Origin of the sequence: Rhizobium sp. P44RR-XXIV (assembly GCF_001999485.2) — a bacterium.
Taxonomy (GTDB): domain Bacteria; phylum Pseudomonadota; class Alphaproteobacteria; order Rhizobiales; family Rhizobiaceae; genus Rhizobium.
Genome location: NZ_MPVZ02000028.1, coordinates 1,787,483 through 1,811,897, shown reverse-complemented (window position 1 = coordinate 1,811,897; position 24,415 = coordinate 1,787,483). Strand labels below are relative to the sequence as shown.

The 24,415-nt window shown below is 61.3% G+C and carries 17 protein-coding genes, 5 pseudogenes and 1 riboswitch; of the genes and pseudogenes, 11 read left to right on the top strand and 11 right to left on the bottom strand.

Translation table 11 applies throughout. The features are described from left to right. Positions 1-33 precede the first annotated feature (33 nt). Positions 34-768 carry a phosphonate metabolism transcriptional regulator PhnF gene (phnF, locus tag BSK43_RS26065; RefSeq protein ID WP_077471315.1) on the top strand — a complete coding sequence of 245 codons (735 nt, stop codon included), beginning with the start codon at positions 34-36 and terminating at the stop codon, positions 766-768. A 15-nt stretch (positions 769-783) separates the two neighbouring features. Here the strand turns inward: phnF and BSK43_RS26060 are convergent. The 3 genes and pseudogenes from BSK43_RS26060 to BSK43_RS26050 form a co-directional block, all read right to left on the bottom strand. Beyond that, positions 784-2,210: pseudogene (locus tag BSK43_RS26060) on the bottom strand (FAD-binding oxidoreductase). A 36-nt stretch (positions 2,211-2,246) separates the two neighbouring features. Continuing rightward, positions 2,247-3,220: pseudogene (locus BSK43_RS26055) on the bottom strand (L-threonylcarbamoyladenylate synthase). 58 nt (positions 3,221-3,278) lie between these two features. Further along, positions 3,279-3,896: a DUF6656 family protein gene (locus BSK43_RS26050; RefSeq protein WP_068384818.1), complete on the bottom strand. Its 618-nt coding sequence runs from the start codon at positions 3,894-3,896 to the stop codon at positions 3,279-3,281. Between the two features lie 101 nt (positions 3,897-3,997). Here BSK43_RS26050 and BSK43_RS26045 point away from each other — a divergent pair, with 101 nt between their 5' ends. From BSK43_RS26045 to BSK43_RS26035, 3 genes are all read left to right on the top strand, one after another. Further along, positions 3,998-4,411 (top strand): ACT domain-containing protein, encoded by a 414-nt coding sequence (locus BSK43_RS26045; protein ID WP_077471313.1) that lies wholly within the window; start codon positions 3,998-4,000, stop codon positions 4,409-4,411. A gap of 217 nt (positions 4,412-4,628) precedes the next feature. Continuing rightward, positions 4,629-4,833: riboswitch (cobalamin riboswitch) on the top strand. Positions 4,834-4,930: 97 nt separating this feature from the next. Beyond that, on the top strand, positions 4,931-6,175 hold the full coding sequence (locus BSK43_RS26040) for an aromatic ring-hydroxylating dioxygenase subunit alpha (protein ID WP_077471312.1): 1,245 nt from the start codon (positions 4,931-4,933) through the stop codon (positions 6,173-6,175). 8 nt (positions 6,176-6,183) lie between these two features. Beyond that, complete coding sequence (locus tag BSK43_RS26035) at positions 6,184-7,266, top strand: hybrid-cluster NAD(P)-dependent oxidoreductase (protein WP_205910658.1); 1,083 nt, start codon at positions 6,184-6,186, stop codon at positions 7,264-7,266. On the opposite strand, the gene BSK43_RS26030 is transcribed toward BSK43_RS26035, so the two are convergent. After that, positions 7,263-8,267 carry a glycoside hydrolase family 25 protein gene (locus tag BSK43_RS26030; protein WP_077471310.1) on the bottom strand — a complete coding sequence of 335 codons (1,005 nt, stop codon included), beginning with the start codon at positions 8,265-8,267 and terminating at the stop codon, positions 7,263-7,265. The two genes, BSK43_RS26035 and BSK43_RS26030, sit on opposite strands and share 4 nt — an antisense overlap. Before the next feature lie 246 nt (positions 8,268-8,513). On the opposite strand from BSK43_RS26030, the gene BSK43_RS26025 reads away from it, so the two are divergent. Further along, the gene (locus BSK43_RS26025; protein WP_077471309.1) at positions 8,514-8,975 is read left to right on the top strand and encodes a BA14K family protein; all 462 of its coding nucleotides are present in this window, start codon (positions 8,514-8,516) and stop codon (positions 8,973-8,975) included. Positions 8,976-9,037: 62 nt separating this feature from the next. On the opposite strand, the gene BSK43_RS26020 is transcribed toward BSK43_RS26025, so the two are convergent. Continuing rightward, the gene (locus BSK43_RS26020; RefSeq protein WP_077471308.1) at positions 9,038-10,039 is read right to left on the bottom strand and encodes a CorA family divalent cation transporter; all 1,002 of its coding nucleotides are present in this window, start codon (positions 10,037-10,039) and stop codon (positions 9,038-9,040) included. A gap of 289 nt (positions 10,040-10,328) precedes the next feature. Between BSK43_RS26020 and BSK43_RS26015 the strand changes: the two genes are divergently transcribed. Next, positions 10,329-12,107, top strand: a complete 1,779-nt coding sequence (locus BSK43_RS26015; RefSeq protein WP_136687238.1) for an acyl-CoA dehydrogenase — start codon at positions 10,329-10,331, stop codon at positions 12,105-12,107. 9 nt (positions 12,108-12,116) lie between these two features. Continuing rightward, positions 12,117-12,869, top strand: a complete 753-nt coding sequence (locus BSK43_RS26010; RefSeq protein ID WP_077471307.1) for a crotonase/enoyl-CoA hydratase family protein — start codon at positions 12,117-12,119, stop codon at positions 12,867-12,869. Between the two features lie 36 nt (positions 12,870-12,905). Here the strand turns inward: BSK43_RS26010 and BSK43_RS26005 are convergent. Then, positions 12,906-14,155: pseudogene (locus BSK43_RS26005) on the bottom strand (class I SAM-dependent RNA methyltransferase). Further along, positions 14,152-14,891: pseudogene (locus tag BSK43_RS26000) on the bottom strand (TlyA family RNA methyltransferase). The pseudogenes BSK43_RS26005 and BSK43_RS26000 overlap by 4 nt, the downstream one beginning before the upstream one ends. A gap of 114 nt (positions 14,892-15,005) precedes the next feature. Between BSK43_RS26000 and BSK43_RS25995 the strand changes: the two are divergent. The 3 genes from BSK43_RS25995 to BSK43_RS25985 all read left to right on the top strand — a co-directional run bounded on the left by BSK43_RS25995 (position 15,006) and on the right by BSK43_RS25985 (position 19,559). Next, positions 15,006-16,013, top strand: coding sequence for a DUF4424 domain-containing protein (locus BSK43_RS25995; protein WP_077471306.1), 1,008 nt, complete (start codon positions 15,006-15,008; stop codon positions 16,011-16,013). Positions 16,014-16,241: 228 nt separating this feature from the next. After that, entirely contained in the window at positions 16,242-18,182 is a 1,941-nt protein-coding gene (locus BSK43_RS25990) for a methyl-accepting chemotaxis protein (RefSeq protein WP_077471305.1), read from the top strand. Between the two features lie 348 nt (positions 18,183-18,530). Further along, on the top strand, positions 18,531-19,559 hold the full coding sequence (locus BSK43_RS25985) for a sensor domain-containing diguanylate cyclase (protein ID WP_077471304.1): 1,029 nt from the start codon (positions 18,531-18,533) through the stop codon (positions 19,557-19,559). Positions 19,560-19,608: 49 nt separating this feature from the next. Here BSK43_RS25985 and dxs read toward each other — a convergent pair whose 3' ends face one another. From dxs to BSK43_RS25965, 4 genes and pseudogenes are all read right to left on the bottom strand, one after another. Beyond that, on the bottom strand, positions 19,609-21,525 hold the full coding sequence (gene dxs, locus BSK43_RS25980) for a 1-deoxy-D-xylulose-5-phosphate synthase (RefSeq protein WP_077471303.1): 1,917 nt from the start codon (positions 21,523-21,525) through the stop codon (positions 19,609-19,611). Positions 21,526-21,650: 125 nt separating this feature from the next. Next, on the bottom strand, positions 21,651-22,574 hold the full coding sequence (locus BSK43_RS25975; protein ID WP_077471302.1) for a pirin family protein: 924 nt from the start codon (positions 22,572-22,574) through the stop codon (positions 21,651-21,653). A 71-nt stretch (positions 22,575-22,645) separates the two neighbouring features. Further along, complete coding sequence (locus tag BSK43_RS25970) at positions 22,646-22,897, bottom strand: exodeoxyribonuclease VII small subunit (RefSeq protein WP_077471301.1); 252 nt, start codon at positions 22,895-22,897, stop codon at positions 22,646-22,648. Positions 22,898-22,899: 2 nt separating this feature from the next. Then, positions 22,900-23,843 (bottom strand): annotated as a pseudogene (locus tag BSK43_RS25965) (histone deacetylase family protein). 168 nt (positions 23,844-24,011) lie between these two features. Here BSK43_RS25965 and BSK43_RS25960 point away from each other — a divergent pair. Continuing rightward, the gene (locus BSK43_RS25960; protein WP_068384861.1) at positions 24,012-24,413 is read left to right on the top strand and encodes a thioesterase family protein; all 402 of its coding nucleotides are present in this window, start codon (positions 24,012-24,014) and stop codon (positions 24,411-24,413) included. Positions 24,414-24,415: the final 2 nt, after the last annotated feature.

Sequence of the window (24,415 nt, the reverse complement as noted above, 5' to 3'; positions counted from 1 at the left end):
GGTATATACCAATTTCAAGGCGACAGTATTGTGATGGACGAGAAAAATCGGCAGGGCAAAGGCGTAAAAGCGGGGGCTGGCTGGGCGACCGTAGCTGATGAATTGCGGAGCGCCATCGACAAGGGCAAGCATGCGCCGGGCACCCGGCTGCCGAGCGAGCGTGCCCTGTCGGAACAGTTTGGTGTCTCACGGGTGACGATGCGGCGCGCAATTGCCGAGCTGGAGGGTGAGGGGCTCCTGCGCGTCGCGCGTGGTAGCGGCGCCTATGTGCGCGCCGACATGCCCGTTCGCTTCCAGCTGGGCGACAAGGTGCGGTTCGGCAAGGACCTGACCGCGAGGGACGCAAATCTCACCCGCAAGGTTTTCTCGACCAGGGAAATTCCAGCCAGTGCCGATATCGAGGCGAGGCTCGATCTGCAGCCGGGCGAAATGGTGCTGGAAATGTGTGTGGTTGCCTACGCCGACGAACTTCCCGTCTCCGTGGTCCTGCGCATTTGTTCGGCTGCGCGTTTTCCCGGGTTGGCGGAGAAGTTCGCTGCATTCGGCTCGTTCACGGCGGCGCTGAAGGATTACGGTGTGACGGACTATTGGCGCCGCTCCACCGACATCACGGCGCGGATGCCGACGGAGGTCGAGGCACGCCTCCTGCAGCAATCGCGCCTGACGCCGGTTCTCGCCTATGCCGGCGAAGACATCGATGCCGATGGCACGATCATTTCGCGCCAGATCGGCTGCTTTGCCTCGGAGCGGGTCGTGGTGACCGTTTAAGGCCGTCGATTGAACTCAGGCCTTGAGAACCTTCCCCGGGTTCATGATCCCCGCCGGGTCAAACGCCGTCTTGATCCGGCGCATCAGGTCCATCTCGATATCCGAGCGGATGGAAGCCAGTTCGTCGCGCTTTAGCTGGCCGATGCCGTGCTCGGCTGAGATCGAGCCGCCGTGCTGCAACACCAGTCCATGCACGATCTTGTTCATCTCATGCCAACGGCCGATGAACTCGTCCTTGTCGGCGCCGACCGGCTGCGAGATGTTGTAGTGGATATTGCCGTCGCCCATATGGCCGAAGGCGCAGATGCGCGCGCCGGGCAGGGCGGCCATAACAGCCGTCTCGGCCTCGGCCATGAATTGCGGCACCTGCGCGACAGGAACGGAAACATCGTGCTTGATCGAGCCGCCTTCCGGCTTCTGCGCGTCCGACATGCTCTCGCGCATGTGCCAGATCGCCTTCTGCTGCGCTTCAGAGCTGGCAATGGTCGCATCCTGGATCAGGCCGGCCTCGTAGCCTTGTTCCAGCAGCGTCATCATCATCCGCTCTGCGGTTTCGGCCGAATCCGAGGTCGAGATATCGATCAGCACATACCAGGGATGCACTGTTTCCAGCGGATCGCGCACACCGGGATATGGCGCTCGGTGAATTCGACGCCAAGGCGCGGCATCAGCTCGAAGCCGGTCAGCGCCGTGCCGCAGAGGCCGGAGGCGTTCTTGAACAGGGTCAGCGCATCATCGACCGACTGTAGCCCGGCAAAGGCGACCTGATGGCCGAGCGGCTGCGGGAAGAGCTTCAGCACTGCCCCGGTGATGACGCCAAGCGTGCCTTCGGCGCCGATGAAGAGATCGCGCAGATCGTAGCCGGTATTGTCCTTCTTCAGGCGGCGCAATCCATTCCAGATCTCGCCTGTGGGCAGTACCACTTCGAGCCCCAGGCAGAGCTGGCGCATATTGCCATAGGCGAGAACCGCCGTGCCGCCGGCATTGGTGGAGAGATTGCCGGCGATGCGGCAGGAGCCTTCCGAGCCGAGAGACAGAGGGAACATGCGGCCATGCTCAGCCGCAGCCTTGTGCACATCCGCCAGAATGCAGCCGCCATCGACGATCATGGTATTGCCGACCGGATCGATATCGCGGACCCGGTTCATGCGTTCCAGCGACAGGATGATGTCGGAGCCGCCTTCGCGCGGTGTCTGACCGCCGACAAGGCCGGTATTGCCTGTCTGCGGCACGATGGCCGTGCCGGTCTCGCTGGCAAGCTTGAGGATTGCCGACACCTCCTCCACGGACGCGGGCTTCAGCAGCATCGGCGAAGCGCCGTGGTAGAGCCCACGGTTCTCGACCAGATGCGGTGCGATCTCTGCGGGGTCCCGCGACGCATGCTTGTCTCCGACGATCGCAGCGAAGCGGTCGAGAAGGGCTGAAGAGGGGGCAGAGCTCATGGCGTATCCTTTGCCGATAGAGTGTCGGGCCGATTTTTAATCTCTGGGTGCTGCCGCACGGCGCAGCCGGTCGTTGATGGCCTCGCCGAGGCCCTCGTCCGGAATATGGGAAAAGGCGATCGTTGCAGCACCTGTGGCGTCGGCGCGCTTCATGAAGTCGAAGAGGTTTGCCGCGGCCTCGGAAAGATCGCCTGTGGCGCTCAGGTCGAGCACGGCAATGGCGCTTTCGATCCCGGCAATGTCAGGCGTCCCGAAGCGGATCAGTGTTTCACCGGCCGCAACCTCCGTCGCGTCGAGCCGCACGGCCGCGCCGGGGGCATAATGCGACGCCAGCATGCCGGGGGCTTCGATGGCGGCCGATGCCTTCTTCTTGCGCTTCAGCGCCTTGCCCGCGACCCGCTCGATCTCACGGGCGGCCAATCCGCCCGGCCGCAACAGCCGCAATTCGCCGTCTTCGACCTTGACGATGGTCGACTCGACACCGACGACGGAGCGCCGGCATCGAGGATCAGCGTGATCCGCTCGCCGAGATCGTCATCGACATGGTCGGCGCTGGTGGCGCTGATCTTGCCCGACGTATTGGCGCTCGGCGCGGCAAGAGGGCGCCCGAAGGCACGGATCAGCTCGCCGGCAAAGCCCTGCGGCACGCGGATGCCGACCGTGTCGAGTCCGGCCGTCGCCAGCGGATGGATGCCGCTGTCGGGCCTGAGCGGCAGCACCAGCGTCAGCGGGCCTGGCCAGAATGCTTCCGCCAACTTGCGGGAGATGGGATCGAAGATCGCATACCGTTCGGCCATGGCGAGATCGCTCATATGGCAGATGAGCGGGTTGAAGCGCGGCCGTCCCTTGGTTTCGTAGATCCGGGTGATGGCAGCCGGGTTGGTGGCATCGGCTGCAAGGCCGTAGACCGTCTCCGTTGGCAACCCGATCGGCAGACCTTCGGCAAGCGTTGCCGAGGCGACATCTATCGCCGTTTGCGGATGTTCGAGAATGTCTATGTGTCGTGCCATGGCCTGCCCGTTTGCAGTTCAGGCCGTTCTTATGCTTTTCGAGTTTTCGGATCAATGATCAAAGCTGGCGAATGATGTCGCGAAGCTGTTCGTTGCGGGCGCCGAGCAAGAGGACGTTACGGACGGCGATCTGCGGATCGTGCGTGTGGAACAGCACGCCGTTGCCGCGAATGTCGCGATTGATCGTCAGCTTCTTGTCTTCCGCCTCCTTGCCCGGATGGATGGCGACGGCGAAATACATCCGCGAATATTTCAGGCTGATATCCTCGAAGAAATTCTCTTCCTGGCCGATGCGGGCAAAGAAGTTCGCGATGTAGAAGGCCCAGTTCACCTCTTCATATCGAGCGAATTGCGTGCGCGCCGCTGTTACGTGGCAATAGCCGAGATGCGGCGTGTCCTTCAGCGTGTGATGAAAGATGAGCTTCGGAAAACGAATAGACTTATGAAAGCCGTTGAGCCGGTCATGGGTCATTTCCCCGGCATTCCGCAGCTTCTGCGCGGTCTGCTCGGCGACCTCCTGGTGGGTCATGTATCGCCGCTCTTCGGCAAGCCAATGTGGCCTGTCGCGGTTGATGCGACCGGTGCGCAGGAATTCGCTATGCCCCGTTGTCGATACCGCCGGTATCGGCTCGGGGTCGGCGGGCTTCCCAGCGTCGAAATATCTGAGTTTGGCCATGCCGGGTCTCGCTATAGAGGTCTGGAGACTGCATGATAGCTAGTCTTGCTTGAGCCGGGCTTAACGGCGCTGGTTGCAAATCCCCGAGGAGGCCAAAACATATGTCCGGAATTACCGATCTCAATCTGCTGCTTTCCGGCATGAAACCGAATCTCGTCGAGGGCGAGTTCGTCTATTGCACCGTTCCATCGTCGACATTGGCCGATCATATTCATCTGGAGCCGATCGGTTTTTTCCGGGAAGGGGAGGGCGTGACCCTGATCCTGCCGCTGGAGGCCGCGCGGCAGACCGGGTTTCCGATTGCGCCCGCAATGCGCATGATCACGCTCGATGTCCATTCCTCGCTGGAGGCTATCGGCCTCACCGCGGCGTTCGCTACAGCCTTGGGAAATGCGGGCATCAGCGCCAATGTCGTCGCGGCCTATTACCACGACCATATCTTCGTTCCGGCTGCTGATGCTGACCGTGCAATGGCGGCGCTGCAGGCACTTTCGGCGGCGCAAGCGACCCCTTGATTATCGGAGATCAACCGCATTGTCGCAATCAGGATAAAGCGTCATCAAGAGGAGGCAAAGTAGCGACGATCTACATGTCTGCCGATAATCGATAAGAGATTGAATTGCCTTCCTATATTGCCTCTCCCTACGACCGTCTTGCTGTTCCGTTTCATCTGTCGCCAATTTCGAAGCCGATGTCGCATTGTAGCGCAGCGGCTGACGGGGCCGAGAGTTATGATGTTATCAATCTCAAGGTGCCGTCTGCTAGGGAGACGGAGAATTGGGAAGCCGGTCAAAATCCGGCGCTGCCCCCGCAACGGTGGTGGAGTGAGGCATGGCGAATAAAGCCACTGGGTCGGCCGACCTGGGAAGGTGCCATGGGGTTCTGGAAACAGGACCGCTCCAGAGCCCGGAAACCAGCCTTGGGGAAATTCGGTTTACTGACCGCGGCGGGCGGTCGGGACATTGCTTCAGGCCGCTCCCAAACGGCCTTGCATGTCCTTCGTCCGTTTCCCGGTAACGCGCAAGGATAGGCAAATGGATATCAGCAGCAATGTTTTGCGGCAATTGAAGAACCGCCGCGAGGGCTTCAGCCTCGAGCAGCCTTTCTATATCGATCAGGATTACTTCAAGCTCGATATGGAAATGATCTACTATCGCGACTGGCTGTTCATCGGCCATGACTGCGAAGTGCCGCGCGCGGGCAATTATTTCACCGTCCAGATCGGCGATTATCCTGTCGTCATCGTCCGTGGTCGCGATCAGGTCATCCGCGCCTTCCACAACAGCTGTCGCCATCGCGGCTCGCGCGTCTGCACGACAGAGCGCGGCTCGTCGGCAAAGCTTGTCTGCCCTTATCACCAGTGGACCTACGAGCTGGACGGCTCGCTGCTGTTCGCCCGTCAGATGGCCGAGGACTTCGACAAGACCCAGTATTCGCTGAAGCCGGTTCACTGCGAAAGCGTCGCCGGCTACATCTTCATCTGCCTGGCAAAGAACGCTCCGGACTTCGCGCCCGTCCGCGCCACGATCGAGCCCTATATGGCGCCGCATCGCATGAGTGAGGCCAAGGTCGCCTTCCAGAGCACCATTATCGAAAAGGGCAACTGGAAGCTCGTCTGGGAAAACAATCGCGAGTGCTACCACTGCGCTGCCAACCATCCCGAACTCTGCCGCACGTTTTCGGAAGCGCCGACGGTCAGCGGCGTGCAGGGGGCGATGAGCGATCCGGTGATCACCGCTCATTGGGAGCGCTGCGAAGCCGCCGGCCTGCCGAGCGAATTCAAGATCTCGCCTGATGGCCAGTTCCGCGCCGCCCGCATGCCGCTCATCGAAGGGGCCGAAAGCTACACCATGTCCGGCCAGAACGCCGTCAAGCGGCCGCTCTCGCCCGATGTGACGATCAACGGCATCGGCACCATGCTGCTGTTCCACTACCCGACGACATGGAACCACCTGCTTGGCGACCACGCGATTTCCTTCCGCGTCCTTCCGCTCAATGCCGAGGAGACCGCAGTCACCACCAAATGGCTGGTGCACAAGGATGCCGTCGAAGGCGTCGATTACGATCTCGAGGAACTGACCCACGTCTGGACCGAGACCAACGACCAGGATCGCCGCATCGTCGAGGAAAATGCTTTCGGCATTCACTCGCCGGCCTATGAGCCCGGTCCTTACTCGGAACTCCACGAGGGCGGCGTCATGCAGTTCGTCGAATGGTATTCGAATTTCATGATCAACCGGCTGCAGGGCGATCAGGCCAAGCTGTCGGCGGTTGCCTGAGTATGAACATGACCGTCTCCCTTAGCCATCGACACCTCGATCAGATGCAGCCCTGGAGCGACAGGCAGCATCTGCTCGAATGCCTCTCCGTCACGCCCGAAGCGCCCGATGTGATGACCTTCACATTCCGGTCCGACAAGGACAACTGGTTCCGCTATCTGCCGGGCCAGTTCGTGACGCTGGAGCTGCCGACGGCGCCGGAGCCGGTCATGCGCACCTATACGCTGTCCTCGACGCCATCGCGGCCCTTCTCGGTCGCGGTGACGGTCAAGGCGCAGAAGGACAGCATCGGCACGCGCTGGATGTTCGAGAACCTCAAGCCGGGCATGCGCATCAAGGCTTTCGGTCCTCTCGGCGATTTCACGCACGTCCGCCATCCCGGCGATAAATACCTCTTCGTCTCCGCCGGTTCCGGCGTGACGCCGATGATGGCCATGACCCGTTACATGGCCGACACCGCGCCATTGTCCGACATCACTTTCGTCAATTGCTCGCGCAGCCCGACTGACATCATCTTCCGCTCGGAGCTGGAATATCTCGCCCGCTTCATGCCGAACCTCAATCTCGGCCTGATCGTCGAGGGCTGTGGCCGCACCGATCTCTGGTCGGGGCTGAAGGGCCGCATCGACAAGGCCAAGATCGGCCTGCTGGCGCCTGATTTCATGGATCGCACGATCTTCTGCTGCGGCCCGGAAGTCTTCATGGATGCCGTCCGTTCCATGTTGGAAGCGCACGGCTTCGACATGAAGCGCTACCATCAGGAAAGCTTCCAGCCGGCAAATGCGGCGACGCCGCTTGCTGAAGTTACCGACGATGCCTCAACGGACGCTGCGACCACGATCCGCTTCACCATGGCCGGCAAGGACGTGGTTTGTGCGGCCGGGCAAACCGTGCTTCAGGCCGCGCGCGGCGCCGGCGTGCGGATCGGCGCTGCCTGCGAATCGGGTCTCTGCGGCACCTGTCGTGTCATGAAGCTTTCGGGCGAGGTCGAGATGAGCCACAATGGCGGCATCCTCGATGACGAGATCGAGGAAGGCTATATCCTGGCCTGCTGCTCGCGCCCGAAGACGGATGTTCAGGTCGAAGCCTAATAATCCTGGTAATTCAGTTCATTGATCTCCACCGGCGCGGATCGGCTGGTAGAGGCCGTGACGACCGGATCGACCATCAGCGAGACAAGCGTCTGTAGCGGCCCGCTGCAGGTCGGTCCCTGAGCGATCGTCAGGTCGGGCGCAGGCAGCGGTTTCGCGGGCAGCAACTCGCCCTGTGGCCAGATCTTGGCGAGCTGTATGCTGGTCATCGGCACCACATTGACGTCGATATCCGTCAATGTGCCGGGAACGCGGTAGGGGCAGCTCTTGTCGGAACAATTGTCCGATGAGGCAAACTGCCAGATGGCGTAATTATCCCAGTTGCCAAGCGGGAAGGTGCCCTTCAGATCCGGCTTGTAGCGCGCGTACCAGAGCGGTAGCCGCGACAGCAGCGGATAGATATCGCGGTGATCGGCGATATAGCGCGCGGTGTTGTGATTGACGTAGAGGATCGGATAACGTCCGGTCCTGACCTTGATGTGTGCGACAAAGACCTGCGCATCATCAAGCGACATGAAACGCGTGGGATCCATGCCGTCAATGTCGAGCACCATCAGCTCGTCCGGCTGTGGATCGGCATAATCGAGAAAATGATTGGCCTGATCGATCGGATTGCCCGGTCGCCCCAGATGATAGGCGCCCCATAACAGGCCATTCGTTTTCGCCAGCATCCGGCGGGTCTGATAGAGTTCGCGCGTGACGGCATATTTGCGCCACATGGTCTTGCAGTGAGCGAAGGTGTCACCGGCATGGTCGCCCGTACAACTGAAACTCTCGGGCAGACCGTCGGACGCCTTGGAGATGAAAGCGGCGATCCGCTTGTCCTGCAGGAACGCGGTCCAGTCGATGGTATTCAGTTCATAGGCGTCGACGATGAGGGCGTTTTGTGGATCCGTCCAAGGCTGGTTTTCGCCGGCCGAAGGCTTCGTGGCCGGCCCCAACAGGGCCAGTACGGTCAGGAAGCTGCAAATCAGGCTGTGACTGTGCCGGGACCCTTTCATGAAATAATAGTAAGGATTGCTGGTTAATCTTGGGTTAAGGATCGGTTCACTATACATTCATCGTGGAGCCCTCGCATAACTCCTTAAATTGGTAGGGATTTAAGGAACAGAATAAGGTGTTGCCGCGTTTCTTGTTGTCTATTCGGACATGCTGCGAAGCAGGGCGCTTAATCCTGCGAAAGAAGCATGCCCGACATCAAACGCTATACGCTTGAGCACAAGACAAACCAGCGAATGGAGATAAGAATGCTTGGTTTCCGTGCGAGAATTGCGACCATCGCTATTTCGGCCGCTGTCACCCTGACGAGCTTCACGCCGTCCTTTGCCATTCAGATGCCTGCTGCGCCGATCGCACCTGTGGAGAAATCCACGCTTGGCAATGTCGAGCAGGTTCAATGGCGGGGCTATCACGGCGGCTATTATCGCCGCGGCTGGTATGGCGGCTATCGCGGCTATTCGGGTTATCGCCATGGCTATCGTTACCATGATGGCTACTGGTTCCCGCTGGCCGCCTTCGGTGCCGGCGCGCTGATCGGCGGGGCGATTGCCAGCCAGCCTCGCTACTATGCGGCCCCGCCTCCGTCCGGCGGCATCAATCCGCGCCACGTCGAATGGTGCTCTGATCGTTATCGTTCCTATCGGGCTTACGACAACACGTTCCAGCCCAACCAGGGCCCGCGCCGTCAGTGCTACTCGCCCTATTATTGAGCGACACGCCAAAAATCATCGACACAGCCGCCCGTTATCCGGGCGGCTTTTTTGTGCCGGCGTCAGAGAATGTTGACCCGCTTGAGCAGCCACCATGCCAGCAGCATGGATGCGATAATAAAGCCGATCGCGTATCCCGTACCGCTTGAGCCGCCCGAAAGGGGCAGGCTCGATGTATTCATGCCGAAGAAGCCGGTCACCAGCGTCGGCGGCAGCAGGAACGCCGTCATGATCGAGAGGATGTAGAGATGGCGATTGATCTCGGAGGCAAGCTTCGAGTCGATTTCTTCATGCAGCAGCCTGGCGCGCTCCTGCAGCGCGTAGACATCGTGTTCGACTGCCTCGAGGCGTCCCGTCAGACGTCCCGCAATGTCCTCGAATCCAAGCGGCATTTCCTCGTCGTCTGAGGCGGCCGCATGCCGCATCAGGGAGAGGACGGTGCGCAGATGGCGGTGCAGCCGCACGATCGTCCGTCGGATGGGCGGAAGCTGCGTGCGCTCGTCACGCGAGCTATTGCCGTGGATGAAATCCTCGATGCCGTTCAGCTCTTCGCTGATCTCGATGACGACGGAGATCAGGGTGCGCTGGAACTCGACAACCAGCGCTTCGAAAATATCCACAGGGCATGAAAACCGTGCAGCATTCTTTTCGATCAGCACGCGTCCCCGGTCCACGCTGCGAAGCGGCTGCAGCCGGCTGGTGATGAGCACGCGGTCAGTCACGGCGAAATGCAGCCAGCCGATGTCATGGGTGTTGTGAGCGAAATCGCGCTGAAAATCGACAAGGGTGCCGAAAAGCATCTGGTCGTCGACGGTGATCGTCGCGTGGGTCTCGTGCGTCGTCAGCGCTATGCGCGCCGCGTCGTTCAGCCCCGGCGCGTCCTCCAGGAAGGCTGGAACGCGGGCGTCGACGAGATTGAGATGCAGCCAGAGGAAGCCGTCTCCGTCAAAGAGCGTGGTGCGATCCGCATCGTCGGGGAGCCGCTCCGCCTTGTCCGCGCCTGGACGAAGACGATAGGCCCAGACAAAGCCGGGTATGGTGGTGGCTGACGTTATCGTGTTCATGGCCGCATCATTCGCTTTGTCAGAACAGTTGCCTTAGTCTTCGTTCATGACGATTGTTTATGCAAGGCTGCATGTCGGTGGAATAATCGCACATGCCGGCGCCGTTATTGACGACGTGTGGCGCGCGTGACGCGAACTGCCGTTCCGGTTCACGATTGAGTGGAAATCGCCCTGCGGAATGCCTCAGTGAAAATTGACGTTTACGTAAAAATAAACTAGCTCTATCCACATAGGGCCGATGATCCGGGTGAGGCGGGTAATCGGCAGCACCGACGCGGAGGAAATCACCATGTACAAAGCGCCTGTCGAGGAAATCGCATTCACGCTGAAATACGTCGCCGGCATGGATCGGGCGATGGAGGAGGGCATTCTCGGCGATCTCAGCGCCGATGTCCTCGATGCCATTCTATCGGAGGCCGGGCGTTTTGCCGGCGATGAGATGGAGCCACTTGCCGAAAATGGCGACCGGCAGGGCGCGAAGCTGGTCGACGGCAAGGTGGTTCTTCCCGACGGATGGGAAAAGCTCTATCGCGACTGGATCGCCGGCGGCTGGAACGGGCTGACCGCGCCGGAGGAATTCGGCGGGCAGGGCCTGCCGCATATGCTCAATATCGCGACGCTGGAAATGTGGAATTCCGCTTCGATGGCCTTTGGTCTCGCCCCGACGCTGACAATGGGCGCGGTCGAGGCGCTGAACGCGCACGGCAGCGATGACCTCAAGAAGAAATATCTGGCAAAGCTCATCTCCGGCGAATGGTCTGGCACCATGAACCTGACCGAGCCGCATGCCGGTTCCGACGTCGGAGCCTTGCGCACGCGTGCGGAGCGTCGGGACGATGGCACCTATCGCCTCTTTGGCCAGAAAATCTTCATCACCTGGGGCGATCACGAGGCGGCGGAAAACATCATCCATCTGGTGCTGGCCCGTCTTCCGGACGCGCCGGCCGGCACGCGGGGCATCTCGCTGTTCCTCGTGCCGAAATTCCTGGTGAACGATGATGGCTCGCTTGGCGCCCGTAACGATTATTTCGCCCATTCTTTGGAGCACAAGCTCGGCATTCACGGCTCACCGACCTGCACGATGATCTGCGGTGACGGCAAACATGGCACTGAAAAAGGTGCCATCGCCTGGCTGGTCGGCGAGGAGAACAAGGGCCTCGCCTGCATGTTCACCATGATGAACAATGCCCGTCTCGCCGTCGGCATTCAAGGCGTGGCGATCGCGGAAGCGGCGACCCAGAAGGCCATCGCCTATGCACGGGAGCGCACACAGGGCCGCGCGCCGGGAACGAAAGCGGCAGGCATGAGCCCGATCATCGAGCATCCCGATGTCGCGCGCACGCTTCTCACCATGAAGGCGCTGACGCAGGGATCTCGCGCCATCTGCTACGCTTGCGCCGAGGCGATCGACATGTCGCATCGCGATGCGCAGAAGGCTAAATATTGGCAGGAGCGCGCAGCACTACTGACGCCGATTGCCAAATCCTTTTCCACCGATGCCGGCGTCGATGTCGCTTCGCTGGGCATTCAGGTCCATGGCGGCATGGGCTTCATCGAGGAGACGGGTGCGGCGCGGTTGTTGCGCGACGCCCGCATCGCCCCGATCTATGAAGGCACCAACGGCATCCAGGCGATCGACCTCGTGACGCGCAAGCTGACCATCGCCAATGGGGACCATGTGCGCGGCTTCATCGCTGAGCTGCGCGAGATCGCTGACGCCGTCGCCAAATCCAATCTCGATGGCTTCGGAGAGACCGCGCCGCGGCTGCGGGCGGCCATTGCCGACCTGGAAAAGACAAGTGAATGGCTCCTGACGAAACAGGCGGAAGGTGCTGTCGCGGAAGCGCTTGCAGGCGCTACCCCTTACCAGCGGCTCTTCGGCCTGGTGCTGACCAGCTCGTATCTGGCCAAGGGAGGCCTTGCCAATGCAGGGGATGGCGAGGGAGGCAAGCGCATCGCGCTCTGCCGCTTTGCTGCAGAAAACCTGCTGGCCGAAACCGCTGCTCTCTCTGATCGCGTGACTTCCGGCGCCTCCAGCCTTGAAGCCGCCCGCGTCGCCCTTGCCTGAGGAAAATCCATGACCGACCACATTCTGATCGAACGTTCCGAGACCGCGCCGCATGTCCAGATCATCCGGTTCAATCGACCGGAAAAGAAGAACGCGATCACCCGCGCCATGTATCAGGCGATGACCGATGCGCTGAAGGCGGCAGACGAGACGCCGGATATCCGCGTCAGTGTCTTCCTTGGCACGGACGGCTGCTTCTCCGCGGGCAACGACATGGCCGATTTCCTGGCCTTCGCCATGGGCGGCAGCATGGGCCGCGAAGTGATCGACTTTCTCGTCGCGCTGGCGAGCGCCAGGAAACCGGTCGTTTCCGGCGTCGACGGACTTGCGATCGGCATCGGCACGACGATCCATCTGCATTGCGATCTGACGGTTGCGTCCGACCGCAGCCTGTTCAAGACGCCCTTCGTCGATCTCGCCCTCGTGCCCGAAGCCGCCTCAAGCCTGATTGCGCCGCGCCTGATGGGTCATCAACGCGCCTTCGCCCTGCTCGCCCTCGGCGAAGGTTTTTCCGCTACTGACGCGAAGGACGCCGGCCTGATCTGGAAGGTGACCGCACCAGAGGCTGTGGAAGCCGAGACCCTGGCACTTGCCGCCAGGCTCGCCGCCAAGCCGCCAGAGGCGCTGCGGATCGCCCGCGACCTCATGCGCGGCCCGCCGGACGCCATCCTTGGCCGCATCACGGAAGAGGCCGAGCATTTCGCCGCGCGGCTGAAAAGTGCGGAAGCCCGCGCGGCCTTCGAGGCGTTCATGAAGCGGTGAGGATACCTGCGCGAGGACTCTGCCTCGCGCAATTCCTTACTTCTCGAGCGCCACGACCACCTCGACATGCGAGGTCCAGAGGAACTGGTCGATCGGTGTCACCTTGGTGATGCGGTAGCCGCCTTCGATGAGCAGCGCGAGATCGCGGGCGAGCGTCAGGGGATTGCAGGAGACCGCGACGATCTTCTTGACTTGCGAGAGGGCGAGTTCCTTGCTCTGAAACTCTGCTCCGGCGCGCGGAGGGTCGAAGACGACGGCGTCGTAGACTTTCAGTTCCTGTTTCATCAGCGGCCGGCGGAAGAGATCGCGGCGCTCAATGGTGACGGGCTTCAACCCCTGCGTATTGCGGGCGGCGTGGTCGAGTGCGGCGAGCGGCTTGCCTTCGCTTTCCACCGCATGCACGCGCCCGATGCGCGCCAGACGCAGCGAGAAGGTGCCGGCGCCGGCGAAAAGATCGGCGATGCGCTTGGCCTTGCCAACATGGGCTGCGACCAGCTCGGCCATCGCGTCCTCGGCCTGCTTGGTTGCCTGCGTGAAGGCGCCCGGAGGAGGTGCGATCTGCACGCCGCCGAATTCGATGATCGGCTTTGCCGGCTCGACCAGGATTTCGCCGTTCAGCGATACGCGGGCTATGCCGCGAAGCGCCAGCACAGTCTCGACCGTGCTGCGGCGCTGCTTGTCGGATAGAGATTTGATGCCGTCGACGGCGAGATCGAGGCCGGATGACGTTTCCAGCACGGAGATGCGGAAGGCTTCGGCATTGACGGCGAGCGCGTCGCGACCGCCCTGATCGCCTCCAGCCGCGACATGATCCCCGCGGACGCGATGGGACATTCCTCGATCGCGACGATGTGATGGCTTTCGGCCTGGTTGAAGCCGATCAGCGTGCTCTTTTCGGTCTTGCGTGCCGCAAAGACCACCCGCCGCCGCTCGCCGGGATGGGCAGCGACGATATCGTCCACCTCGGGCGTCAGGCCCTTGGAGCGCAATGCATCGACGACGAGCTGACGCTTGAAAGCGCGGTAGGGCGCATCGGCATAGTGCTGCAGCGTGCAGCCGCCGCAGGTGCCGTTGACGCCATCCGGGCCGAAGTGTCGACAGTGCGGCTCCTGCCGATCCGGCGAAGCCGATGCGATCGACATCAGCGTGCCCTGACTTTTCACCCGCGCGATGGCGACGCTTTCGCCGGGAAGCGTGAAAGGCACATAGATCGGTCCGTCCGTGCCTTGCGCAATGCCGTCGCCCTGGGCGCCGAGCTTCTGGATGGTGACGGTTTCAGTGCTCATGGCTTGATCCCTGCGAGAAGAAATTCGTGGTTGCGTCGCCGCCGGCAATGGGCGAGGGGATGAGGCCGAGGCTCTTCCAGCCCATATCCTCGGAGAACCAGCGCTCAAGTTCGGCAGCAACCGCCGGAGCGGAGGAGGGATCTTTCAGCAGTCCGGCCTTGCCGACAGCATCGCGACCCGCCTCGAATTGCGGCTTCACCAGCAGCGCCGCGCGCGCGCCCGGTTCGGCAAGAGCCAAGGCCGGTGCCAGCGCCAGCTTCAATGAGATGAAGGAGACGTCGGAAACGAGAAAGGAGAACGGCCCGCCGATATCTTCGGCGGTGAGGTTGCGGGCGTTCAGCCCTTCCATATTGGTGACGCGCGGATCGGCCGATATGCGCGGATGCATCTGTCCATGGCCGACATCGATGGATGTGACATGCGCGGCGCCGCGCTGCAGCAATACCTCGGTAAATCCGCCGGTGGATGCGCCGACGTCGAGACAGTGCAGGCCTTGCGGATCGAGACCGAAATGATCGAGCGCGGCTACCAGTTTCAAGGCCGCACGGGACACGTAATCCTGAGCCGGATCGTCGATGCCGATCTGCACCTCCTCGGTAAACAGCGTCCCCGGCTTGGTCACGACCCTGCCGTCGACGGTCACGGTGCCGCGTTGGATGGCATCGCGCGCGCGGGATCGGCTGGCGAAGAGCGAAAGGGTGACGAGGAGCTGGTCAAGGCGTTGAGGTTCGGACATAGGCTGTCCATGCCGGTCAATGCATTGCGTTGCAAGCCTTTTGTGGCAATCTCGGCGTTGACGCCGGACTGCAGCCGGAGATAATCGCTTAAATCAACGGCTGAGGGGTCATTCATGCGAAGAATCGGTGGCTATGCGGCTCTATTGGCGATGTTTGCCACGCCGGCCCTGGCGAACGACACCATGGCCGAGCTGAAGACGGGCGGCCTCGCCTATGTCCGCAGCGGCGATATCAGCATGGATCAGGAAAAACTGTTCATATCGGCAACCGAGGTGCGGGTGGATTACGTCTTCGAAAACACCTCCGATAAGGATGTCGAAAGCGTGGTTGCCTTCCCGATGCCCGATATCAAGGGCGATGTCGACAGCATGGTCGATGCCGGAAATGTCGAGGCAGACAATTTTCTCGGTTTCACTGTGACCCAGGATGGCAAGGCCATCACCCCAACGCTTCAGCAGCGCGTATCGGTCGCCGATGTCGACATGACCGATGAGTTGAAGGCGCAGGGCGTGCCGCTGTTGCCGCTCAGCAAGGCCGCGATGGATGCCGTCGCCAAGTTGCCTCTCGATGTGTTGGAAGATTGGACGGCTCGCGGTTTGATCACCGACGACGAATACGACAATGACGGCCAGGGCATGAAGCATCATCCGACGCCGATGTGGACCCTGCATACCACTTACTGGTGGCGCACCAAATTCCCGGCCAAGGCGAAGATAACAGTCCAGCATCGTTACAAGCCGAGCGTCGGCGGCACCGTGGCCATCACCTTTGCCGGCGACGAGGACTACCAGAAGCAGCAGCTGCAGGTCTATCGCGGCCGATATTGCGTGGATGAGGCATTCCTCAAGACGGCGACCAAGCTTGCCGCCGTGGCCGACAAGGGTGGCCGCACCTATGTAGAGAGCTGGATTTCCTATGTGTTGACGACGGGCGCCAACTGGTCTGGACCGATCAAGCACTTCGAGCTGACCGTCGACAAGGGCAGCCCGGAAAACTACATCAGCTTTTGCGGAACGGACGTCAAGAAGACCGGGCCAACGACTTTCCAGGTGACGGCGCAGGATTTTTATCCCGAGCACGATCTGGACATTCTGATCCTTTCCGCGGCACCCGTGAACTAGGCCGCGTTTAAAGACCAGTTGCGCGAAATTAAATAAATTTAAAGCCGAAGCCCTTACGGATATTCGGGATTACGGCGATCGGTTTCGAGATCGCCGCCTGCCATGAAGGCTTCGCGCTTTTGCGTCCCAATCATGCCCTTCCCTGAATTTCCCGAGTATCCGGCAGTGTTTCTCCCAAACACGGCCCGTCGATGCTCGCCAGGACCGGCGCTCAGGAGGCGCTCGCTCATGTTTGCGAAAAGACTCTCGCTGAATGGCAAGCTTGCCATCACGTTCACGGCGCTGATTGCCATTTTCGCCTGTGTTTCCGCATTCGTCTATTCCAAGGAAGAGGTGTCGGCCGGCGCTGCTGCAGAGCAGGCCAAGTCACACCAGCTCGTCAATCTTGTCGACGACTCCTTGCAGGCCATGCTGGAACAGGCCGTCAATCTGCGCGGCTTCCTGTTGCTGCGCAGCGACAGCACCTATGGCGATATTTTCGCCAACCGCGAGCGGATGCTGAAGAGCATTGCCGCTGCCAAGCAGGTCGCGGCTGATTCTCCGGACTTGCTGCAGGCCATAGACAACATGCAGAAGGCCGCCGATATCTATTTCCATCAGCTTGCAGAGCCGCAGGCCAAGGCCCGCAAGGAAACCGAGACGCCGCTCGACCAGATCGTCAAGATCGGTCAGAACGAAACCAAGGGCCAGCTCGATGGCTTCCGCGAGGCTGCGGCGAAGATCAAGCAGGCCGCCCGTACCCAGGCCAACGATCTGGGGGCTATGCAGGATGAAGCCAACAGTGATCTGCGCCTGACGCTGATCGCAGGCGGCATTTTCGTGGCACTGCTTGCCGCACTCCTCGCCTGGCTGCTGTCGCGCATCACCGTTCGTCCGATCGTCGGCATGACGGCTGCCATGGGCCGCCTGGCCAGCGGCGAGCACGATATCGACGTTCCGGCTGTCGGCCGTGGCGACGAAGTCGGCCGCATGGCCGATGCCGTCCTCGTCTTCAAGCAGGCGGCGATCGAAAAGCTCCGTCTTGCCAGCGAGACCGATCGCATGCGCGATGACGCTGAGCGCCAGCGCCAGATGAGCGACGAGCAGAAGGCGCGCGAAGAGGGTGAAATCCGCTTTGCCATGGAAACGCTTGCGGGCGGGCTTGCCGCTCTCTCCTCCGGCAATGTCGCGGCACGCCTTGACCGCGCCTTCGCACCGCAGTTCGACAGCGTTCGTGCCGATTTCAACAATGCCGTCGAGAAGCTGGAAGCAGCCCTGCAGTCGGTCGGCCGTAATGCCGCCGCCATCAATGCCGGTGCCGGCGAGATCCGCTCCGCGGCCGATGAGCTTGCTCATCGCACCGAGCAGCAGGCAGCCTCCGTCGAGGAGACAGCCGCAGCGCTGGAACAGGTGACGACGACGGTTCGTGATTCGGCCAAACGCGCCGAAGATGTCGGCCATCTCGTCGAACGCGCCCGTCTCGGCGCCGAAAAGTCCGGCGAAGTGGTGCGCAAGGCAGTCTCCGCCATGCAGCAGATCGAAAAGTCTTCGGGCGAGATCAGCAACATCATCAGCGTCATCGACGATATCGCCTTCCAGACCAACCTGCTGGCGCTGAACGCCGGTGTCGAAGCCGCCCGTGCCGGCGATGCAGGCAAGGGCTTTGCCGTCGTTGCCCAGGAAGTGCGCGAGCTCGCCCAGCGCTCCGCCAATGCCGCCAAGGAAATCAAGGCGCTGATCACGACCTCGAGCGACCAGGTCAATACTGGCGTGTCCCTGGTCGGCGAGACCGGCAAGGCGCTGGAGCTGATCGTCTCCGAAGTGCAGGAAATCAATCGCCATGTCGGCGCGATCGTTACGGCGACCCGCGAACAGTCGACCGGCCTGCAGGAGATCAATACTGCGGTCAACACCATGGATCAAGGCACGCAGAAGAATGCCGCCATGGTCGAGGAACAGACTGCGGCAAGCCATGCGCTTGCCCGCGAAGCTGCTGGGCTGAACGAACTGCTCCAGCAGTTCCGCCTCGGCAACGCACCACAGGCAGCGCCCGCTCGGCCTGCCGTCGCGACCCCACGTTCGAAGCCGGCGGCATCGCCGGCGAGGGCTCTGAGCCGCACCGTGGCCAAGGCTTTCGGCGCCAAGGCAAGTGCCGTAGCGCCCGCGCAGGACGAATGGGAAGAGTTCTGAGCGCTTTCCGGTAATGCTCCCAGTGGCAGCCTTGCGAGGCCGCCACTGGGGAATCATCGCCTTCAGACTTCGTCGGCCCGCCGCTCTGTGGCGGGCCGATTTGCGTTTCACAGGCTGCGCAAAAAGGAAAAATTGTGGATGCGTTATTTTGGAGCAGGCCGTTTCAAGGCAGGCGGCGGCTCTTCCCAAGGGCTGCGGGGTTTTAAGAGCTGCCATACCGTTTTCGATGCGCGGCCGGGACATGCTTTCGTCAAGATTTATTAAATATTTGATCGGTGGCAGGGTTGCGCTGAGCGTCGATCCACTTTTTCTATAGCCCGGTCACAAGGATTGCCGAGGGAGATTCGAATGGGACAACTCGTCCGAGTTCCGGCCAATGAAACGCAGAGACTTTTGGCCGTACGCTCCCTGAATGCGATCCACAGCATTCCGACGCCGGAGCTGGCCATTGTCGCCGAGCTCGCAAGGCAAGTCTTCGCCTCGCCCTATGCCGCGATCAATATCATCGACGAGGACTGGCAGCGCATAGCCGGGCAGGCAGGCCTGAAGATTGCCGAATGCTCCCGCGACATGTCGATCTGCACCCGCGTGGTCTTCGACGACGAATTGCTTGTTATATCCGATCTCGCCGCCGATCCCGAGCTGAAGAGCGCCCCCTTCGTGGTCGAGGATCCGCATCTGCGCTTTTATGCGGGCGCGCCGGTGCGGTTGGAAAATGGCCTGCCGGTCGGCGCCTTCTGCATTCTCGACCAGAAGCCGCGGGAGTTTTCCGAGAGCGAGGAGCAAAGCCTCGTGCGGTTCGCCCAGATCGCAAGTGCGCTTCTGCGGCTTCAAAAGACCAATCTGCTGATGGGCATCGCCGAGAATGGTTTGCGCACTGCTGCCATGACCGACCCTTTGACTCGTTTCCTGAACAGGTCGGCGCTGGAGGCCGTGGTCGATGGATCGCTGAGCGCTGCCGTCGCTGCCGGCCGCAACTTCGGTGTGCTCTATCTCGACATGGACGGCTTCAAGTCGATCAACGACCGCTTTGGTCACAATGTCGGCGATGAGGTCTTGTGCGAGGCTGCCCTGCGCATCCGCTCGGTCATTTCCACCGAGGACATTGTCGTACGCATGGGCGGCGATGAGTTCGCGATATTCGTTCCTGATCCGGCCGACAGGAGCGCTCTTCTATCGCTTTCGGAACGGCTGCTTGTCGCCTTTCGTGCGCCATTCACGGTCGACGGTGTGTCCATTTTTGCCCGGTTGAGCATAGGCGCGGCGCTGGCGCCGCATGACGGTGCGACGCGCATATTGCTGTTGAAGAATGTCGATGCCGCCCTCTATCAGGCCAAGGCAGCCGGGCGAGACCGGGTTGCTGTCTTCCAGCCCTGAGATCACAAACGATCAGCAAGGCCGAGATGCTGCCGATAAGGCTTAGATCCTATCCGGCTGCTTCGACGATACGGCTGTGGCCAAGCGCTCTGAACACCGTCTGCACGATGCCGGCGCGGTCGAGGCCGGCCTTGGCATTCATCACCTCGGGCTTGGCCTGATCCATCCAGATATCGGGCATGACGAGCGTGCGGATCTTCAGCCCGTTGTCGAGCAATCCCTCGCTGGCGAGGAACTGCATGACCTGGCTGCCGAAGCCGCCGACCGAACCTTCTTCGATGGTGATCAGCATCTCGTGGTGAGCGGCCAGCTGGCGAATGAGATCGTGATCGAGCGGCTTGGCGAAACGGGCGTCCGCAACCGTCGTCGGCAGGCCGGCAGCATCGAGATCCTCGGCAGCGGCAAGGCTATCGGCCAGGCGCGTGCCGAAGGAGAGCAATGCAACCTTCGAACCCTGCTTGATCACGCGACCCTTGCCGATTTCCAGAATCTGGCCGCGCTCAGGCATTTCGATGCCGACGCCTTCGCCGCGCGGATAGCGGAACGAAATTGGGCCGAGATCATAGGCGGCCGCAGTGCGCACCATGTGCTTGAGCTCCGCCTCATCGGAAGCGGCCATGACAACGAAACCGGGCAAGGTGGCAAGAAAGGCGGTGTCGAAGGAGCCCGCATGCGTCGGACCATCAGCCCCGACAAAGCCGGCACGGTCGATCGGGAAGCGAACCGGCAGGCCCTGGATCGCCACGTCATGCACCACCTGGTCATAGGCGCGCTGCAGGAAGGTGGAATAAAGCGCCGCGAACGGCTTGTAGCCTTCGGTGGCAAGGCCTGCGGCGAAGGTCACGGCATGCTGCTCGGCGATGCCGACGTCAAAACAGCGCTTGGGGAAAAATTCCTGCAGCTTATCGAGGCCGGTGCCATTCGGCATGGCGGCTGTAATGCCGACGATCTTCTCATCGAGCGTTGCCTCCTGCACCAGGGCATCGGCGAAGACGCTGGTATAGCTCGGTGCATTTGGTTTCACCTTGGCCTGCGCGCCGGTGATGACGTCGAACTTGTTGACGCCATGGTACTTGTCGGCAGCTGCCTCGGCAGGGGGATAACCCTTGCCCTTCTGCGTCACGACATGAATCAGCACCGGACCCTGCGCATTGTCGCGCACATTGCGCAGCACTGGCAGCAGGTGTTCGAAGGAGTGACCGTCGATCGGGCCGATATGGTAGAAACCCATCTCCTCGAACATCGTCCCGCCGGTCACATAGCCCCGTGCATGTTCGACTGCCCGCGTGATGGCGCGATCAACCTTCTTGCCGAGATAGGCCGTCAATTTCTTGCCGAGGTCGCGGAAGCCCATATAGGTGCGGCCTGAGGCGAGGCGGGCGAGATAGGCGCTCATTGCGCCGGTCGGCGGTGCGATCGACATGTCGTTGTCGTTGAGGATGACGATCAGTCGCGCGTCGAGCGCGCCGGCATTGTTAAGGGCTTCATAGGCCATGCCGGCCGACATGGCGCCATCGCCGATGACGGCAATGACGCGGCGGTCGGTCTTGTCGAGCTCGGCGGCTACAGCCATGCCGAGGCCGGCGGAAATGGACGTCGATGAATGCGCGGCGCCGAAGGGGTCGTATTCGCTTTCGGCCCGGCGCGTGAAGCCGGAAAGGCCGTCTTCCTGCCTCAGCGTGCGGATACGATCACGCCGCCCGGTCAGGATCTTGTGCGGATAACACTGATGCCCGACATCGAAGATCAGGCGATCGCTCGGCGTATTGAAAACGCTGTGGATGGCGATGGTCAGTTCGACGACGCCGAGGCCGGCGCCGAGATGCCCGCCGGTGCGCGACACCGCATCGATCATCTCGTCGCGGACTTCGCGGGCGAGTTGCGGCAAGTCCCGGTCCTCAAGCTTGCGCAGGTCGGAAGGAAAATGGACCCGGTCGAGCAGCGGCGTCTCTGGCATTTGTGTCAAGGCTGGAGCCTCTTTCTTGCTATTCTTGGGCGGGATCCCGCCTTTACGTCAAAACAGATTGCGACAAAAGACGCCGAATTCAAGGTGCTCCCGAACAAGAAACATGTGGGATTGTTATGAACCCGTTAGCCCTCCGGCAATGGAATGAATTCTTCCTCATCGCCCGGTACGATGTCGAAGCGGCCCGTGCGCCATTCTTCCTTGGCCTTTTCGATGCGTTCCTTGGAAGATGACACGAAGTTCCACCAGATATAGCGCTTCGAATTGAGCGCCGCACCACCAAAAAGCATGAGATGACAGCCTTTTTCCGCAGCTTCGAGGGTTATGGCGTCGCCGGGGCGGAAAACGAGGAGCTGATCCTGAGCAAAGTGATCGCCCGCAACGATGAGCGAGCCGGAGAGAATATAGACCGCTCGCTCTTCATGGGCTGCGCCAAAAGGAAACGTCGCGTTCGGCTGAAGCTGCAGATCGACATAGAGCGTGTCGGTGAAGGATTTCACCGGAGATTTCAGGCCTTCGAAATCGCCGATCACCACGCGCCCGGTCACGCCGCCATCGGAAATGACAGGTAGCTCGTTTTTTTCCGTATGGGCAAAGGATGGGTCGATCTCCTCCCTGTCGTCGGGAAGTGCCAGCCATGTCTGCAGGCCAGACATGGCAAAGGGATGGTCGCGCAGATTTTCCGGGGTGCGTTCGGAGTGCACGATCCCGCGTCCGGCCGTCATCAGGTTGACGTCGCCGGGGCGGATTACCTTGGCCGTGCCGAGGCTGTCGAGATGGCGGATTTCGCCGTCGAACAGGTAGGTGACGGTGGAAAGGCCGATATGCGGATGCGGGCGCACATCAACCGCCTGGCCCGGGCGAAAGATTGCAGGCCCCATGCGGTCGAAGAAGATGAACGGCCCCACCAGCCGCCGCCGGCTGCTTGGAAGAGCCCGCCGCACGGAGAAGCCACCAAGGTCGCTGGTGCGTGGGATGATGAGATTCTCGATCGCGTCGCAGGCGAAGGCATCACCGGCGTGCGGATCATTTCCTGGGAAGAAGGACATGGAGGCTCTCCTTTCGGTTGAGGTGCAACCTACCGGGAATGTCAGGCAAACTCAAACTTTCCCGTTTTGTCTCACGCGCCGTCCAGCGGCTCCGTGCCCTGCGGCTTACCGGCGCGGTCGAGCCGGATCTTCTCGATGCGGTTTTCGGCTGCCGAGAGCAGCGCCTCGCAATGCTTCTTCAGCGCTTCGCCGCGCTCATAGATGGTGATGGATTCGTCCAGCGCCACGTCGCCGCGCTCCAGGCGTGCGACGATGCTTTCAAGCTCCGCCACGGCCTTCTCGAAGGAATAGCCTGAAACATCTACCTTGGCGTTCTCGCTCATCGTCACCCCTTCATCATGCGCAGAATATGCAGGCCAGCCGATTCGGCCAGCCCTTCCAGATCATAGCCGCCTTCGAGCAGGCTGACGACCCGGTTCTTGGCGCTGCGATCGGCAGCCTCCAGAATCCGCCCGGTCGCCCAGTCGAAATCCTCACCGGTGAGGTTCAATTGTGCCAGCGGATCGCGATGGTGGGCGTCGAAACCGGCGGAGATGATGATGAGATCTGGGCGGAAATCATGAAGCGCCGGCAGCACACGCGACTTGAAAGCCTCGCGGAAATGGTCGCCGCCGGTATTCGGCGAGAGCGGCGCATTGACGATGGTGTCATGCGCGCCGCGCTCATCTTTTTTGCCTGTGCCTGGATAGAGCGGCATCTGGTGGGTCGAGCAGAACAGCACGGACGGATCGTCCCAGAAGATGTCCTGCGTGCCGTTGCCGTGGTGGACATCCCAATCGACAATGGCGACGCGCTCAGCTCCGTGGGCCTTCTGCGCATGGCGGGCCGACGATCGGCCGCATTGTTGAAGAAGCAGAAGCCCATGGCCTTGGATTTCTCGGCATGGTGGCCCGGCGGGCGGGCCGCGACGAAGACATTGTCGGCAGCACCGGAAAACACATCGTCGACCGCCGCCATCGCCCCACCGACGCCGTGCATGATCGCCTGCAGCGTCTTCGGGCTGGCATAGGTATCCGCCTCAAGCTGGTTGATCTCGCCGTCGTCGCCCTTGTCCGGCATCGAGCGCAGCACGAATTCCAGATGCTCTTCAGGATGGGCGAGCAGGACTGCGTCCACGTGGGCCGCAGGGGCTTTGCGCCGGTCAAGCCGTTCGAAGTTCGGATGTTCCAGCGCAATGTTCAGCGAGCGCAGCCGATCCGGCCGTTCCGGGTGGCCTGGTGGAACAATATGTTCAAGAAAGATCGGGTGTTCGTAAAGACGTGTGCTCATGGTGCCAATCTATAGAGGAGGTGCGACGCCTATTAGAGGACATGGACCATGTCACTACAATGTCAACAAACCATCTTAACCACTTTGGGGTAGCGCCCGTTTACTTATCGAGGCGCGGTGTTAAGCTTTCATTAAGGTGTGTGTGGCGTCGGCCAGGGTTGTTTAGTGATGATGAGTATAGAACGATCCGATGTCATCGAGGTGAGGGTGCCGCCGCGCGATGTCGACAGGCACGGCCAGATGTTCATTGCATCCTATATCTCGCAGGCGGAAACGGCTCTTTCGAATTTCTGGCGCACCCGGCCGCTGGTCGATGACGAACCCGCCTACATCGCCACCAAGGCGTCCTGCTCTCTGCACCGGGCCCTGCGCTACGACGATCTTGCCCGCTTCTCGATCAGCGTCAACAAGATCGGCGGCAAATCCGTCGGCTTCGTCGTCTTGGTCGAAACCGGCAACGAACTGGCGGCGGAAGTCGAGATCCGCTGGCTCGCGGTTCGCGGTGAGGAACAGGACCCGGCTTCCCTGCCGGAGGACACGCGCGACTGGCTCTACAAATATCTTTCCTAAGC